Genomic DNA, 14,657 nt, shown 5'->3' with positions numbered 1-14,657 from the left:
ATCGTCCTGTGAACGTGATCGAACTGTTGGCAACACTCAAGGCTAAAGACATCCAGTTGGCGGTCACCGACGACCAGTTGCGCGTACAGGGCAACAAACAGGCGCTGAGCGATCCGGCGGTGCTGGCGCTGTTGCGCGAGCACAAACCGGCGCTGATCGAACTGATCAAGGCCGGGCAATATTCAGCAACCAAGAGCGGCCAGGTCGAGGTGCCGGCCAATGGCATTGCACCCGGCACCACGCGCATTACCCCGGCAATGCTGACCCTGGCCGAACTCGATCAAACAACCATCGACCGTCTGGTCGCCGACGTGCCGGGTGGCGCCGCCAATGTGCAGGACATCTACCCGCTGGCGCCGTTGCAGGAAGGCATTCTTTACCACCATGTCAGCGCCACGCAGGGTGATCCCTACGTGATGCAGGCGCATTTCGCTTTTGCCGATCGCGGGCGCTTGGACGCGTTCGTTGAGGCTTTGCAGGCCGTGATCGATCGCCACGACATTCTGCGTACGGCGGTGGTGTGGGATGGACTGGATACACCGCAGCAAGTGGTCTGGCGTCAGGCCGAATTGCCGGTGGAAGAGATCGATGCCGAAGGCGATGCACTGGCGTACTTGCACGAGTGTTTCGACGCCCGGGAGTTCCGCATGGATGTGGGCCGGGCGCCGATGATGCGCCTGGCCCATGCCTGGGACGAAACCGGACAACGAGTCGTTGCGACGCTGCTGTTCCACCACATGGCGCTGGATCACTCGGCACTCGATGTGGTGCGGCATGAGATGCGCGCGTTCCTCACGGGGCAGGGCGATCTGCTGGGGCGGCCGGTCGCGTTCCGTGACTACGTGGCGCAGGCGCGGCTGGGTGTCAGCGAAACCGAGCACGAGGCGTTCTTCCGCGACATGCTCGGTGATATCGACGAACCAACCTTGCCGTTCGGCCTGCAGGATGTGCAAGGCGACGGGCACGGCATCACCGAGTTGAGCGTGCCGGTGGAGTCAGCATTGGGCCAACGCCTGCGGGGGCAGGCGCGGCAGCTTGGGGTGAGCGCGGCCAGTCTGTTCCACCTGGCCTGGGCGCAGGTGCTGGCCACGCTTGCCGGCAAGCAATGCGTGGTGTTCGGCACAGTGTTGATGGGCCGTCTGCAAGGCGCCGAAGCCACCGACCGTGCGCTGGGCATCTTCATCAACACCTTGCCGGTGCGGGTCGATGTCGACACCCAGAGCGTGCGCAACGCCGTGCAGGCGACCCACGCGCGCCTGACCACCTTGATGCGCCATGAACACGCGCCGCTGGCGCTGGCCCAGCGTTGCAGCAGCGTGGCCGCACCGACGCCGCTGTTCAGCGCTTTGCTCAATTACCGTCACAGCCATGGCGTCGGATCGGCCAGCGCACAAACCCTGTCCGCGTGGGAGGGCATCACCACCCTGCATTCGGAAGAACGCACCAATTATCCGCTGACCCTGAGTATCGATGACCTGGGCGACGCCTTCAGCCTGACCTTGCTCGCCACCACTGAGGTCGATCCGCAACGGGTGTGCGATTACATGCTCGGTGCCCTGAACGGTCTGGTGTCAGCGCTGGAACAGGCTCCGGATTCGCCGATCAGCCAGGTGCCGATCCTGCCGGACGCGGAGCGCGAGCAGATCCTGCGCGGCTTCAATGCGACCCAGGCCGACTATCCGCAAGGGCTGACGATTCACCAACGTTTCGAGGCGCAAGTCATCGAACGACCGGAAGTGGTGGCGGCGGTGTTCTTGGGTGAGCAAGTCACCTACGCCGAACTGAACCTGCACGCCAACGCCCTGGCCCATCATCTGATCAGCCTGGGCGTTCGCCCCGATGATCGTGTGGCCATCGTTGCCCGCCGAGGGCTGGATACGCTGGCGGGGTTGCTGGCGATTCTCAAGGCCGGCGCCGGTTACGTGCCGGTCGACCCGGCGCATCCGGCCGAGCGCCTGAGCTACCTGCTCAGCGACAGCGCTCCGGTGGTGGTGCTGACCCAGAGCGATCTGCGTGATCGGTTGCCGACGCTGGACGTCCCGGTGATCGACCTCGACCGCCGCACCTGGCCGCTGAGCCCGGCCCTCGACCCGCAGCTGCCGGGGCTGACCAACGAGCATCTGGCTTACGTGATCTACACCTCGGGCTCGACCGGTCTGCCCAAGGGCGTGATGGTCGAACACCGCACCCTGTCCAACCTCGTCGACTGGCACTGTGGCGCGTTCGATCTGTGCGCCGGCCGCCACACTTCAAGCCTTGCCGGCTTCGGCTTCGACGCCATGGCCTGGGAAGTCTGGCCGGCCCTGTGTGCTGGTGCGACCCTGCACCTGGCGCCGACCCGCGACGGCAACGAAGACATCGACGCCTTGCTCGGCTGGTGGTGCGCGCAGCCGCTGGACGTGAGCTTCCTGCCCACGCCGGTGGCCGAATACGCCTTCAGTCAAAACCTCGAACACCCGACCTTGCGCACACTGCTGATCGGCGGCGATCGCCTGCGGCAGTTCAGCCGTCACCAGCATTTCGATGTGATCAACAACTACGGCCCGACCGAAGCCACGGTGGTGGCGACCTCGGGCAAGGTCGACGCCGGGCAGGCGCTGCACATCGGTCGGCCGGTGAGCAATGCCACGGTCTATCTGCTGGATGAGCAGCAACGCCCGGTGCCCATCGGCGTGGCGGGGGAGTTGTATGTCGGTGGCGCCGGGGTTGCCCGGGGCTATCTGAATCGTCCGGAACTGACGGCTGAACGCTTTCTGGACGATCCGTTCAACAGCGGGCGCATGTACCGCACCGGTGACCTCGCACGTTGGCAAAGCGACGGCACTCTCGAATACCTGGGACGCAACGACGACCAGGTGAAAATTCGCGGCGTGCGCATCGAGCTGGGCGAGATTGAAACCCGGCTCAACCAGCTCCCCGGTATTCAGGAAGCGGTATTGCTGGCCCGTGAAGACGAACCCGGCCAGCCACGCCTTGTCGCCTATTACACCGAACAGGCTCAGGTCGAACCGCAACCGGTGGCTGAGCTGCGCGCCTGCTTGCTGGCGCAGTTGCCCGAGTACATGGTGCCGACGGCGTTCGTGCGACTGGACGCGTTGCCGCTGACCGCCAACGGCAAGGTTGACCGCAAGGCCTTGCCGGCGCCGGATCGCGCGGCGCTGTTCACTCGCGAGTACGAAGCACCGCAAGGCGAACTGGAAACCGCGCTGGCGCGGATCTGGGGCGAAGTGTTGCAGGTCGAGCGGGTCGGGCGCCGGGATCACTTCTTCGAACTGGGGGGGCATTCGCTGCTGGCGATGCGCATGGTGTCCCAGATTCGCCAACGCCTGGGCGTTGAACTGGCCCTGAGCGAGTTGTTCGCCAATGCCGAACTGGCGGCGGTCGCCGAGGTGCTGGCCCAGGCCGGGCGCAGCTCGCAACCGGCGATGGTTCCAGTGCCTCGCGACGGTTCACTGCCGCTGTCCTTTGCCCAGCAACGGCTGTGGTTTCTGGCGCGGATGGAAGGGGTCAACACGGCCTACAACATTCCGTTGGGCCTGCGCCTGCGCGGCCATCTCGACGAGGCGGCGCTGCAACGGGCACTGGTGCGGATCGTCGAGCGTCATGAAACCCTGCGCAGCCGTTTTGTCCCGCACCACGATGACGTGCAAGTGACGATCGCGGCGCTCGACAGCGCAGTGCTGCTGCGGGTCGAGGATCTGCGTCAGCATCCACACGCCGACGAAGCCTTGCAGGCGTTGATCCGTGAACAGGCTTCGACCCCGTTCGATCTGCAGCACGATCCTTTGATTCGCGGGCGACTGGTGCGGTTGGCAGACGATCACCATGTGTTGCTGCTGACCCTGCATCACATCATCTCCGATGGCTGGTCGATGGGCGTGCTGACCCGTGAACTGATGGCGCTGTATCAGGCGTTCAGCCATGGCGAAGCCGATCCGCTGCCGCCACTGGCGCTGCAATATGCCGACTACGCGATCTGGCAACGCCGCTGGTTGAGCGGTGAAGTGCTGCAACGGCAGAGCGATTACTGGCAGCAGAATCTGGCCGGGGTCCCGACCTTGCTGGTGCTGCCGACCGATCGTCCGCGTCCGGCGCAACAGGATTACACCGGCAGCAGTGTCGAGTTCCGGCTCGACGAGCCACTGAGCGCCGGGCTCAAGGCGCTGAGTCAGCGGCACGGCGTGACGATGTACATGACGATGGTAAGCGCCTGGGCGGTGTTGCTCGGTCGCTTGTCCGGGCAGTCGGACGTTGTGATCGGCTCGCCGATTGCCAATCGTGGCCGGGCGGAAATCGAAGGGCTGATCGGGTTGTTCATCAATACCCTGGCCCTGCGCATCGACACCTCCGGCGGGCTCAGCGTCGAGGCACTGCTGGCGCGGGTCAAGGCGTGCACGCTTGAGGCGCAGGCTCATCAGGATCTGCCATTCGAGCAGGTGGTGGAAGTCACCCGGCCGGCGCGCAGTCTGTCCCACAGCCCGTTGTTCCAGAACACCTTGAGCTGGGAAAACAGCGTCGGACCTGCGCTGGAGTTGGGTGAGCTGGCGCTGGAAAGCGTGGCCGGCCCGACCCGTTTCGCCAAGTTCGACCTGTCGCTGACCCTGGGCGAAACCCGCGAGGGCATTCGCGGCGTGCTGGAATACGCCACGGCGTTGTTCGATGAGTCGACCATCCAGCGTTACGCCGGCTACTTCGAGCAGTTGCTGCGCGGGATGGTTGCCAACGATCAGGTGGCGCTGGAACAGCTCGACATGGTTCAGGCTCACGAGCGCGAGCAGTTGCTGGTTGCGTTCAACGACACGCACGCTGAGTTTGTGTCGGGGTTGACCATTGCGCAGCGGTTCGAAGCGCAAGTGATCGAGCGACCCGAAGCGGTTGCGGCGGTCAGCCAGGGGCAGGCGTTGACCTTTGCCGAACTGAACCGACAGGCCAACACGTTGGCCCATCACCTGATCGGGATGGGTGTTCGCCCCGATGATCGGGTGGCCATCGTTGCCCGGCGCGGGCTCGACACGTTGGTCGGGCTGGTGGCTGTTCTCAAGGCCGGGGCCGGTTATGTGCCAGCGGACCCGGCACACCCGGCGGAGCGCTTGAACTATCTGTTGAGCGACAGTGCGCCAGTGGCCGTGTTGTGCCTGAGTAATTTGCGTGAACGCCTGCCGGAGCTGGACGTGCCAGTGATCGACCTCGATCTGCAGGTCTGGCCGGACTCCGAGACCGGCAATCCGCAAGTGCCTGACATGACCAGCGAACACCTGGCCTACGTCATCTACACCTCGGGCTCCACCGGTCTGCCCAAGGGCGTGATGGTCGAACACCACACCTTGAGCAACCTCGTCGACTGGCACTGCAAGGCGTTCGACCTGTGCGCCGGGCGCCACACTTCAAGCCTTGCCGGTTTCGGCTTCGACGCCATGGCATGGGAAGTCTGGCCGGCCCTGTGTGCCGGCGCGACCCTGCATCTGGCGCCGGCCCGTGACGGCAGCGAAGACGTGGACGCGTTGCTTGACTGGTGGTGCGCGCAACCGCTGGATGTGAGTTTCCTGCCGACACCGGTGGCCGAATACGCCTTCAGCCAGAACCTGGAACACCCGACCCTGCGCACGCTGCTGATCGGCGGCGACCGTCTGCGTCAGTTCAACCGTCAGCAGTCGTTCGATGTGGTCAACAACTACGGTCCGACCGAGGCCACGGTGGTTGCCACCTCGGGCATTGTCGAAGCGGGGCAGGCGCTGCACATCGGCAAGCCGATCGCCAACGCGACGGTGTACCTGCTCGATGAACAGCAGCGCCCGGTGCCGGTTGGCGTGGCGGGGGAACTGTATGTGGGTGGCGCTGGTGTGGCCCGGGGTTATCTGAATCGTCCGGATCTGACCGAAGAACGATTCCTGCGCGACCCGTTCAACCACGGCCGGATGTATCGCACCGGCGACCTGGCGCGCTGGCGCGCCGACGGTTCCATCGAGTACCTGGGGCGCAACGACGATCAGGTGAAAATCCGCGGTGTGCGTGTCGAACTCGGCGAAATCGAAACCCGCCTCAATCAGTTGTCCGGTATTCAGGAAGCGGTGCTGGTAGCCCGCGAAGACGAACCGGGTCAGGTGCGACTAGTGGCGTATTTCACCGAACAGACGCAGGTCGAACCGCTGGCCGTGGCTGACCTGCGGGCGCACCTGCTGAGTCAATTGCCGGAATACATGGTGCCGGCGGCGTTCGTAAGACTCGATGCATTGCCGCTGACCGCCAACGGCAAGGTCGACCGCAAGGCACTGCCGGCGCCGGATCGCAGCGCCTTGTTCACCCGCGACTATCAGGCGCCGCAAGGTGAGCTTGAAATCACCTTGGCGCAGATCTGGGCCGAGGTGCTGCAGGTCGAGCAGGTCGGACGTCAGGATCACTTTTTCGAGCTGGGCGGCCACTCGTTACTGGCGATGCGCATGCTGTCTCAGGTGCGCCAGCGACTGGGGGTGGAACTGACCCTCGCCGAGCTGTTCGCCAACGCCGAACTCGCCGCTGTGGCCGAAGTGCTGGCCGAGGCCGGACGCTGCACGCAACCGGTAATCAGGCCGGCGCCACGCGAGGGCGCGCTGCCGTTGTCGTTCGCCCAGCAACGCCTGTGGTTCATGTCCCAGCTGGAAGGCGCCAACACCGCTTACAACATTCCGCTCGGCCTGCGCCTGCGTGGTCGCCTCGATGAAGCGGCCCTGCAACAGGCACTGGTGCGAATCGTCGAGCGTCACGAAACCCTGCGCAGCCGTTTTGCCCAGTTCAACGAGGAAGCCCAGGTGCTGATCGCGCCGCTCGACAGCGGTGTGCTGCTGCGGGTCGAAGACTTGCGCCAGCACCCGCAGGCCGACGAAGCCTTGCAGGCGCTGATTCAGGGCGAAGCGTCGGGGCCGTTCGATTTGCAGGACGATCCGCTGATTCGCGGGCGTCTGGTGCGACTCGCCGATGATCATCATGTGCTGTTGCTGACCCTGCACCACATCGTCTCCGATGGCTGGTCGATGGGTGTGCTGACCCGCGAACTGATGGCGCTGTATCAGGCGTTCAGCCATGGCGAGGCCGATCCGCTGCCGCCGCTGGCGTTGCAGTACACCGATTACGCCGTGTGGCAGCGCCGCTGGCTGAGCGGCGAAGTGTTGCAGCGTCAGAGCGATTACTGGCAGCAGACCCTGGCCGGTGCGCCGGCACTGTTGATGTTGCCGACCGATCGTCCACGTCCGGCCCAGCAGGATTATGCGGGCAGCAGTGTCGACATCCGGCTGGATGAACATTTGAGCGCGGGCCTGAAGGCGCTGTGCCAACGCCACGGCGTGACGCCGTACATGGCGGTGATGAGCGCGTGGGCGATGTTGCTCGGTCGCTTGTCCGGGCAGTCGGATGTGGTGATCGGCTCGCCGGTCGCGAACCGTAACCGGGCGGAAATCGAAGGGCTGATCGGGTTGTTCGTCAACACGCTCGCCGTGCGCATCGACACCTCGGGCGCGCTGAGCGTCGAGGCGCTGCTGGCGCGGGTCAAGGCGTGCACGCTTGCGGCGCAGGCCCATCAGGATCTGCCGTTCGAGCAGGTGGTGGAAATCACCCGGCCAGTGCGCAGCCTGTCCCACAGCCCGTTATTCCAGACGCTGCTGAGCTGGGACAGCGGCAGCGGTGCAACGCTGGCCCTCGGTGACCTGACGCTGGAAGGCGTGGCCGAGCCGAGCCACTTTGCCAAGTTTGATCTGTCGCTGACGTTGGGCGAGGCGCAAGGCGTGATCCGGGGTTCGCTGGAATACGCCACGGCGCTGTTCGACGAATCGACGGTTCAGCGTTATGCCGGTTATTTGCAGCGGCTGTTGCAGGCCATGGTCGGCAACGATCAGGCGCTGCTGGAGCAGGTGGGTGTGCTGGCGGAGGATGAGCGTCGGCATTTGTTGTATGGCTTCAATGCCACTGACGTTGATTACGACCTTCAGCAGAGCATTCATGGTTTGTTCGAGGCGCAGGTCGCGCGGTCGCCGCAGGCTGTGGCGGTGCTTTCCGGCGAACAGCGAATGAGTTATGCCGAGCTGAATGCTCGGGCCAATCGTTTGGCGCATCACTTGCGCGGACTGGGCGTTGGCCCGGATGCGCGGGTGGCGATCTGTGTCGAGCGGGGGCTGGAGATGGTGGTCGGGTTGCTGGCCATTTTGAAGGCCGGCGGTGGTTATGTGCCGCTGGATCCGGCGTATCCGCTGGAGCGTCTGGCGTACATGCTGGAGGACAGTGCGCCGTCGGCGGTGTTGGTGCAGGGTTCGACTCGGGCCTTGCTGGGGGAAGTTTCGGTGCCGGTGGTCGATCTGGAACACGACACTTGGCAATCGTTGTCGGCCGATAATCTTTCGGTCGATGGACTGACGTCGCAGCACACGGCTTACGTGATCTACACCTCGGGCTCCACCGGTCAGCCGAAAGGCGTGATCAACGAGCACAGTGGGGTTGTCAATCGCTTGCTGTGGATGCAGGACGCTTATTGCCTGACGGCTGAAGATTCAGTGCTGCAAAAGACGCCGTTCAGCTTCGACGTGTCGGTGTGGGAGTTCTTCTGGCCACTGATGACTGGCGCCCGATTGGTCATGGCGCGTCCTGGCGGCCACAAGGATCCGCTGTACCTGAGTGAAGTGATCGAGCGCGAGCAGATCACTACGCTGCACTTCGTGCCGTCGATGCTCGATGTGTTCCTTGCCCATGGCGACACCGCGCGTTGCAACGGTTTGCGTCAGGTGATGTGCAGCGGCGAAGCGTTGCCGGGCAGTCTGGTGCGGCGCTTCAAGCAGCAATTGTTGGGTAGCGGCTTGCATAACCTGTACGGCCCGACCGAAGCGGCAGTGGACGTTACGGCTTGGGATTGCGCCGGACCAATTGACACCACACCGGACAACACCCCGATCGGCAAACCGATCGCCAACACCCGCATGTACATCCTCGATGCCCAGCAGCAACCAGTACCGCAAGGCGTGGTCGGCGAGCTGTACATCGGTGGCGTGCAAGTGGCGCGCGGTTACCTGAATCGCCCAGAGCTGAGCGCCGAGCGTTTCCTCAACGATCCGTTCCAGCCCAACGGCCGCATGTACCGCACCGGCGACGTCGCCCGTTATCTGGCCGACGGCAACATCGAATACCTGGGCCGCAATGACGATCAAGTGAAGATCCGTGGCCTGCGCATCGAACTCGGTGAAATCCAGTCCCGCCTCACCGACATCGGAGGCGTGCAGGAAGCGGCCGTGCTGGCTCGCGAAGATGTGCCGGGAGACAAACGTCTGGTCGCCTATTACACCGGCGCCCGACTGGAAATCGACGTACTGCGCAGCCATCTGCTGGAACACCTGCCGGATTACATGGTGCCCGCAGTGTTCGTGCATCTGGAGACGCTGCCGCTGAGCCCCAACGGCAAGCTCGACCGCAAGGCCTTGCCGGCACCAGATCAGAGTGCAGTCATCACCCGCGAATACGAAGCCCCGGTCGGCGAGGTGGAAATCCTCCTCGCCGGACTCTGGGCCGAACTGCTCAAGGTGGAGCGAGTAGGGCGCCACGACAACTTCTTCGAGTTGGGCGGGCATTCGCTGATGGCCGTCAACCTGGTGGCGCGGATGCGCCATGTCGGTCTGGCCGCCGACGTGCGCGTGCTGTTCAATCAGCCGACGCTCGCTGCACTGGCTGCCGCGGTCGGCGATGAAACGGAGAGCGAAATCCCGGCCAACCGTATTGCACCGGACTGCAAACACATCACCCCGGACATGCTGCCGCTGGTTGCACTGGACCAGCCCGCCATCGACCGCATCGTCGCCAGCATCCCCGGCGGCGCGGCCAATGTGCAGGACATTTACCCGCTGGCGCCGTTGCAGGCCGGCATTTTGTTCCATCACTTGTCGGCGCCACAGGGCGATCCGTATGTGCTGCAGGCGCAGTTCGCCTTTGCCGACGAGTCACGTCTGCGGGTATTCGCCGAAGCCCTGCAGGCCGTGATCGAACGCCATGACATCCTGCGTACGTCGCTGTTCTGGGACGGTCTGCAAGAGCCGGTGCAAGTGGTCTGGCGCCAGGCATCGCTGGTGTGTGAAACGGTCGAACTGGACGTTGGTGAAGTCGATGCGCTGAGCCAGTTGCGCAGCCGCTTCGATGCCCGGCAGTACCGCATGGCCGTCACGCAGGCGCCGCTGATGCGCGTGGTGCACGGCTGGGATGCGGTAAACCGGCGCGTGGTGGCGCTGTTGCTGTTCCATCACCTGGTCATGGATCACATTGCACTGGAAGTGCTGCGCCACGAGATGCAGGCGGTTCTGTCAGGTCAGGTTCGGCATCTGGCCGAACCGGTGCCGTATCGCACTTACGTCGCCCGCACGCGCTCGGGGCTGAGCGAGGAGGAGCATGAAACGTTCTTCCGCGACATGCTCGGCGATATCGACGAACCGACCCTGCCGTATGGCCAGGGCTCTGTCGCGGACAACGGCAACGGGCATGCGCAGCGGTTGCTGGACACCGCGTTGAGCCAGCGGGTCAGGGCCAAGGCCAGACGTCTGGGCGTCAGCGCCGCGAGCCTGATGCACCTGGCCTGGGCCAACGTGCTGGGGCAACTGTCGGGGCGTGAAAACGTGGTGTTCGGCACGGTGTTGCTCGGCCGCTTGCACGGCGGTGAAGGGGCCGAGCGGGCGCTGGGGGTGTTCATCAATACCTTGCCGCTGCGCATCGATCTGGGCGGGCAATCGGTAAGAGAGGCCGTGCTGGCGACCCATCAGCGCTTGAACCGCTTGCTGCATCACGAACACGCGCCGCTGGCGCTGGTGCAGCGTTGCAGCGCCATGGCGCCGGGGGCGTCGCTGTTCAATGCGTTGTTCAATTACCGCCACAGTGGTGGCGGAGGCACGCCGTCCGCTGAGGTCCTGGCGGCATGGCAAGGCATGCAGTTGCTCGATGCCGAAGAACGCAGCAACTACCGCCTGAGCCTGAGCGTCGATGATCTGGGCGAAGACTTCAGCCTGACCGCGTTGACCACGGCCGGGATTGATGCCGGGCGAATCTGTGACTACATGCACCTTGCGGTTGGCAGCCTGTTGCAGGCTTTGGAGCAGACGCCGCAACTGGGCGTCGATCAGTTGTCGATTTTGCCGCCGGATGAACGTCGGGAGTTGCTGGTCGGGTTCAATGCCACCCAGCGGGAATACCCGTCGGGGTCGACGGTTCATGGACTGTTTGAGCAGCAAGTGAAACTGCATCCGCGAGCGGTGGCGGCGGTGCATGGCCGCGCGGCGTTGACCTATGAAGAGCTGAATCAACGGGCCAACCGACTGGCCCATTATCTGATCGGGCAGGGCGTGCAACCGGGTGATCATGTGGCGATTCTGCTGCCGCGTTCGCTGGATCTGGTGGTCGCGCAACTGGCCATCGGCAAGTGCGCGGCGGCTTATGTGCCGCTGGACATCAACGCACCGGCCGAGCGTCAGGCGTTCATGGTTGAGGATTGCGGGGCGAAAGCACTGCTGACCTTGAGCGCTGAGGCGGTTGATTACGCGGTGCACCGGATTGATCTGGATTTGCTGTCGTTGGACGCACAACCGGTCCACAACCCGGATCTGCCGCAGTCTTCCGAATCTCTGGCTTACATCATGTACACCTCCGGTTCCACCGGCACGCCGAAAGGGGTGATGGTGCCGCACCGGGCGATCGGCCGGCTGGTGATCAACAACGGTTATGCGGATTTCAACCCGCAGGACCGTGTGGCGTTTGCCTCCAATCCGGCGTTTGACGCCAGCACCATGGACGTCTGGGGGCCGCTGCTCAACGGCGGGCGAGTGGTAGTGATCGACCATGCGACCTTGCTTGATCCGCAGGCCTTCGGACGTGAACTGGCCAACACCGGCGCCACAATCCTGTTCGTCACCACGGCGCTGTTCAACCAGTACGTACAACTGATCCCCGAGGCACTGAGGGGCCTGCGCATTGTGCTCTGCGGCGGCGAACGCGCTGATCCGGCAGCTTTCCGCCGCTTGCTGGCCGAGGCGCCAAACCTGCGCATCGTCCACTGCTACGGCCCGACTGAAACCACCACCTACGCCACAACCTTCGAAGTGCGCGAAGTGGCGGACGATGCCGAAAGCGTGCCAATTGGCAGCCCGATCTCCAACACCCAGGTCTACGTACTCGACGCCCGCCAGCAACCGGTGCCAATGGGCGTGACCGGCGAGCTGTACATCGGCGGCCAGGGCGTGGCGTTGGGGTATCTGAACCGCCCGGATCTGACCGCCGAGAAATTCCTGCAAGATCCTTTCAGTGACCAACCGGGTGCGCTGCTGTACCGCACCGGCGACTTGGCCCGCTGGCTCGCACCGGGCCAACTGGAGTGCATCGGCCGTAACGACGATCAGGTGAAAATCCGCGGCTTCCGCATCGAACTCGGCGAAATCGAAAACCGTCTGCTGAATTGCAAAGGGGTCAAGGAAGCTATCGTGCTGGCCCGTCAGGACGGCCAGGAACCGCTGCGCCTCGTGGCGTATTTCACGGCCGAAGAGGGCGTCGACAGCGCCAGTTTGCGGGGGCAACTGCAAGCACGTCTGCCGGAGTACATGGTGCCCTCGGCCTGGGTTCAACTCGACGTCTTGCCGCTGAACAACAACGGCAAAGTCGACCGCAAGGCTTTGCCGATCCCAGCACAGGACGCACTGCTCAGCCGCGTTTACGAAGCCCCGGCCAACCCGCTGGAGGAAAAACTGGCGCAGATGTGGGCCGAGGTGTTGCAGGTCGAACAGGTCGGTCGTCACGACAACTTCTTCGAACTCGGCGGGCACTCGTTGCTGGCGATTCGTCTGGTCAACCTGATGCAACAGAACGGCCTGGAGGTGACGCTGGCCGAGCTGTTCCAGCACGCCAGCATCGAGTCGCTCGGCACCTTGCTCAGCCAGCGTACGGGCATCGAGCAGCAGGACGACGGGTTGGTCGTGGTGCGTGCCGGTGGCACCGGTGTGCCGTTGTTCCTGGTCCATGAATTCAGCGGGCTGGACGCCTACTTCCCGGCGCTGGGGTTGCACATCGACGGCGATTTCCCGATCTACGGCCTGCCAGGCATTCCGTTCGGCAAGGCACCGCTGCGCACCATGGAATGCCTCGCCGCACGCATGGTGGAAATCATCCGTTCGGTGCAGCCGCAAGGGCCTTATCGCCTGGCCGGCTGGTCGTTCGGCGGGGTGCTGGCCTATGAAGTGGCGATGCAGTTGCTGGGCATGGATGAGGCAGTGGCGTTCGTTGGTCTGATCGACAGCTTCGTGCCGCGCCTGACCGATCAGGGCAAGGCGCGCTGGAGCGACGAGCATGCGCACAAGCGCCAGTTGCTGCAGCATTGCACGATGTACTGGGCCACGCGCGGCGAGGCGGGACAAACCGCGCTGGCGCATCTGGCGCTGTTGCAGACCGAGCTGGAACAGATCGACTTCCAGCCGCTGTTGAGCCGTTGCCGGGAAGAACAACTGCTGCACCCGGACATGGCCGCCGCCGCGCCTCAAGACCTCTGGCACTACCTCGACCGCGAGGTCGCCCACGGGCATGCGCTGGCGCATTACCGGATCAATCCGTTGGGCTTGCCGCTGCATTTGTTCCGGGCGCAGGAGCATCCGACGGAGTTGTCTCGTCGTCACCCGACTCTGGGCTGGTCGGACGAGATTGCATCCACGCTGTTGCGCTGCATCGATGTGCCGGGCGATCACCAGAGCATGATGCAGGCGCCGCATGTGCACGTGCTCGGTCAGGCACTCAGTCAGGCATTGCAGGCTTCGACAGCCATCGAATCCCGAACCTATCAGCCGCTGCTGACGATCCAGACCGGTCACGCCGGGCATGCGCCGATTTTTTGTGTGCCGGGGGCTGGCGACAGTGTTACCGGGTTCATCCATCTGACCGAAGCGCTGGGGCCGGAGTGGCCGATTTACGGGCTGCAACCCCGAGGTCTCGACGGCGCGACGGTGCCGCACAGCCGGGTCGAAAGCGCCGCCACCTTCTACTTGCGGGCACTTGAGCAGTTGTACCCGCAAGGGCCGGTGCATCTGATCGGGCATTCGTTCGGTGGCTGGGTGGCTTACGCGATGGCAGCGCAGTTGCAGGCGGCGGGGCGCGAGGTGGCGTCCCTGACCTTGATCGACAGCGAATCACCGGGCGGCAACAGCGTCGTGGGCAAGCCTTACACCACGACAGCGGCGTTGTTGCGGCTGATCGAGTCGCTTCAGTTGTCCAGTGGCAAGTCTCTGTGCATCGATGCGCTGGCCTTCGCCGAAGCCGACGACGCCACGCAAATGCGCCTGCTGCATGACGGGATGGTGCACGCGGGTGTGCTGTCCGAACGCGCGTCATTCGACGCGATGCAGGGCCCGGTGCGCACCTTCGCCACCGCGTTGCGCACGGTCTATCGGCCGGCGCTGGCCTACACCGGGCCGGTGCGTCTGGCGCTGGTGGACGACCCGACGCTGGACGCATCAGGCAACCAGCGCGAACAGGCGGCGATGCTCGAAGGCTGGCAGCGCGAGGCCAGGGATCTGGCGGTGTGGTACGGCCCCGGCAACCACTTCACGATTCTCAAGGCGCCCAACGTCTTCAGTCTCGCGGCGTGGTGGCATGACGGGCTGACGGTGGCGGCGGGTCAAGTGTTGTCCTGA

General features: G+C 64.3%; 2 protein-coding genes (1 of these 2 only partly in view). Both read left to right on the top strand.

The features are described 5' to 3' along the window. Positions 1-12: the end of an amino acid adenylation domain-containing protein gene (locus AC1RT4_RS18550; RefSeq protein ID WP_493086877.1), read on the top strand. Its footprint begins 16,257 nt before the window's first position; 12 of the gene's 16,269 nt are visible here — the last part of the coding sequence; its start codon lies off the left edge, out of view; the stop codon is at positions 10-12. Beyond that, complete coding sequence (locus AC1RT4_RS18545) at positions 9-14,657, top strand: amino acid adenylation domain-containing protein (RefSeq protein ID WP_493086875.1); 14,649 nt, start codon at positions 9-11, stop codon at positions 14,655-14,657. The genes AC1RT4_RS18550 and AC1RT4_RS18545 overlap by 4 nt, the downstream gene beginning before the upstream one ends.

The sequence above is a fragment of the Pseudomonas sp. GW821-FHT11D10 genome (assembly GCF_058808435.1).
This window is presented reverse-complemented; position numbering and strand designations above follow the sequence as displayed.